Source organism: Amycolatopsis thermalba (genome assembly GCF_003385215.1).
GTDB lineage: Bacteria > Actinomycetota > Actinomycetes > Mycobacteriales > Pseudonocardiaceae > Amycolatopsis_E > Amycolatopsis_E thermalba.
This window is the reverse complement of record NZ_PQHW01000201.1, coordinates 1-2871: the sequence shown is the minus strand read 5'-3', so window position 1 is coordinate 2871 and position 2871 is coordinate 1. Positions and strand designations below refer to the sequence as shown.

The 2871-nt window shown below is 73.7% G+C and carries 3 protein-coding genes; all 3 read left to right on the top strand.

Annotated elements, in window-relative coordinates; genetic code table 11:
- The first annotated feature begins 68 nt into the window (after positions 1 to 68).
- The 3 genes from D0D15_RS35550 to D0D15_RS35540 are packed head-to-tail and all read left to right on the top strand — an operon-like array spanning position 69 to position 2693.
- Positions 69 to 482 carry a pyridoxamine 5'-phosphate oxidase family protein gene (locus D0D15_RS35550; RefSeq protein ID WP_233157309.1) on the top strand — a complete coding sequence of 138 codons (414 nt, stop codon included), beginning with the start codon at positions 69 to 71 and terminating at the stop codon, positions 480 to 482.
- Between the two features lie 19 nt (positions 483 to 501).
- Positions 502 to 2007: a GAF domain-containing sensor histidine kinase gene (locus D0D15_RS35545; RefSeq protein ID WP_233157317.1), complete on the top strand. Its 1506-nt coding sequence runs from the start codon at positions 502 to 504 to the stop codon at positions 2005 to 2007.
- Entirely contained in the window at positions 2004 to 2693 is a 690-nt protein-coding gene (locus D0D15_RS35540) for a response regulator (protein ID WP_094006086.1), read from the top strand. The genes D0D15_RS35545 and D0D15_RS35540 overlap by 4 nt, the downstream gene beginning before the upstream one ends.
- Positions 2694 to 2871 lie beyond the last annotated feature (178 nt).

Sequence of the window (2871 nt, the reverse complement as noted above, 5' to 3'; positions counted from 1 at the left end):
CCAGCGGCCACCCCCCCCCGGGCCCAATGGCCCTACCGGCCCCAGCCGGCCGGGGTGATCGTGGGGCCGTGACGTTCCCCGCGCGCGAGAGATCGGTCGCTTCGATGCTCGATCCGTTCGGACTGGAAGTGCTGGGGCGGGAGCAGTGCCTGGAGCTGCTCGCCGCCGCCGGGATCGGGCGCGTCGTCTTCACCACGCGCGGCCTGCCCGCCGTCCAGCCGGTGCGGTTCGTGCTGGCCGACGACGCCGTCGGCTTCGGCGCCCCGGCCGCCAGCCCGTTGTTCGCCGCCGCGCACGACGGCGTGGTCGCGTTCGAGGCCGACGCGTTCGACCCGCACCTGGAGTCCGGCTGGTGGGTGACGGTGCTCGGCCGGGCACGGGCCACCCGTGAGCGCGCCCGCGCGTGGCCGGCGAGCACCGCCGATGACCGTTGGATCCGGATCCCGCTGGAAGTAGTCTCGGGACGGCGGCTCGCGGGGTAGAGCTGCCGGAAGGGCAGTGGTGATCGGACCGGGCGCACGCGGACTTGTCGAGGCCGTCGTCGGGGTCGCGGCGGACCTCAGCCTGCCCGAGATCCTGACCAAGATCGTCACCAGCGCGCGCGACCTCACCGGCGCCGCGCACGCGGTCATCCAGGTGCCGGACGCCGCCCCCGTGCGGTCCGGCGATCCGGCCGCGCCCGGCGCGTCGCTGACCATGCCGCTGCACGCCCGCGGCGGCCGGTTCGGCGAGCTGCGGCTGCGCAAGGAGGGCGGCTTCACCGGCGCCGACCGGGAAGCCGTCGTCACGCTGGTCGCCGCGGCCGGGATGGCCATCGACAACGCCACCCTCTACGAGCGGACCCGCAGCCGCGAGCGCTGGCTGGAGGCCTCGCACGAGGTCACCGCCGCCCTGCTGACCGGCGAGAACCCGCAGCGCACGCTGCGCCTGATCGCCGAGCACGCCCGGGTCGTCGCCGGTGCCACCGCCGCCGCGGTCGCCGTCCCGCGCGAGGACGACCCCGGCACCCTGGTGTTCGAGGTGGTCGCCGCCGGTGAGCACGCCCCACCGGGCCTGACCGGCCTGACGGTTCCGGTCGAGGGCACCGCGAGCGGCGAGGCGTTCCGCACCGGGGAGGCCGTCGTGGTGCGCGACTACGGCCGCTACGTCGCCAAGGAGCAGGCCAAGGTCAACATCCAGATGCCCGAGCAGGTCACCGAGCTGGACTCGGCGGTCGCCGTGCCGCTGATCGTCGGTGGCGAGACCCTCGGCGTGCTGCTGGTCGCCAAGTTCGGTGACGCCGCGCCCTTCACCGACGACGAGGTCGGCCTGGCCCGCACGTTCGCCGGTCACGCCGCCCTGGCCATGGAGTTCGCCCGCGCCGAGGAGGACCGGCAGCGGCTGGCCGTGTTCACCGAACGCGACCGCATCGCCCGCGACCTGCACGACCTGGTCATCCAGCGGCTGTTCGCCACGGGCCTGGGGCTGGAGGGGCTGCGGCCGCTGGTCACGCAGCCCGAGGTCGCGGACCGGCTGACCGGTTTCGTGCACGAGCTGGACCGCACGATCCGGGAGATCCGCAACAGCATCTTCTCCCTCACCCAGCCGGAGGAGACCGGCGAGGGGCTGCGTGCGGAGCTGCTGCGGGTGGCGCAGGACTGCACGCCCGCGCTGGGTTTCGCGCCCCGCGTGGAGTTCACCGGGCCGGTGGACACCGCCGTGCCGCCGCCGGTGCGGGCGGATCTGGCGGCGACGGTGCGGGAGGCGCTGTCGAACGTCGCCCGGCACGCCCGGGCCCGTGCGGTGTCGGTCGAGGTGGCGGTGGACGGGGCGGGCCGGTCACTGACGCTGACGGTCGCCGACGACGGTGTCGGCATCCCGGACGAGCCGGGACGGCGCAGCGGGCTGGTCAACCTGGGCGAGCGCGCGGCGCGGTGGCGGGGCCGCTGTTCCGTCGGGCGCGGCGGCGAACGCGGGACGACACTCGTGTGGACGGCCGACCTGAACGGCGCGGGAGGGGTGCGATGACGATCTCGGTGTTCCTGCTCGACGACCACGAACTGGTGCGGACCGGGTTGCGGACGGTGCTGGAGTCCGAAGGCGACATCCGGGTGGTCGGCGAGGCCGGCACCGTCGCCGACGCGCTGCACCGGATCCCCGCCCTGACACCGGATGTGGCGATCCTCGACGTGCGCCTGCCGGACGGCGAGGGGATCGGCGTGTGCCGCGAGATCCGGTCTTCCGTGGAGCCGGCGCCGGCGTGCCTGATGCTGACCTCGTACTCCGACGACGAGGCCCTGTCCGGGGCGATACTGGCCGGGGCCGCGGGGTACCTGCTCAAGCAGGTGTCCGGCATGAACCTGGTGGACGCGGTGCGGCGGCTGGCGGCGGGCCAGTCGTTGCTGCGCCCGGAGCTGACCGCCCGGGTGCTGGAGCGGATGCGCGGCGCGGACGAACCCGGGTATGCGCAGCTCAGCCCGCAGGAACGGCGGGTGCTGCAGCTGATCGCGGATGGTCTGACCAACCGGCAGATCGGGGAGCAGCTGCACCTGGCTGAGAAGACGGCCAAGAACTACGTGTCCTCGGTGCTGCACAAGCTGGGCTTCGAACGGCGCACGGAAGCGGCGGTGTACGCCACCCGGCGGCGGGACATCCGCGGTTCGCAAACAGGGCCATTGGACCCTGTTCGGAGCTTGCGTGATCGGCGATGGTGAAGAGGTCACAACAGAAGATTCTCGGCCGCGCCGGTCGCCGCGAGCTGAGATAACCGGCCGGAGCAGCGGCCTCCCACCCCTCCCGCTGCTCCGGTCAACTATTGTCTGTTGTGGACGGTGGGGGTGGGTTGCCCCGGATGGGGGTCACCGGGGCGGAGATCTCCGAAGCGGTGCACGA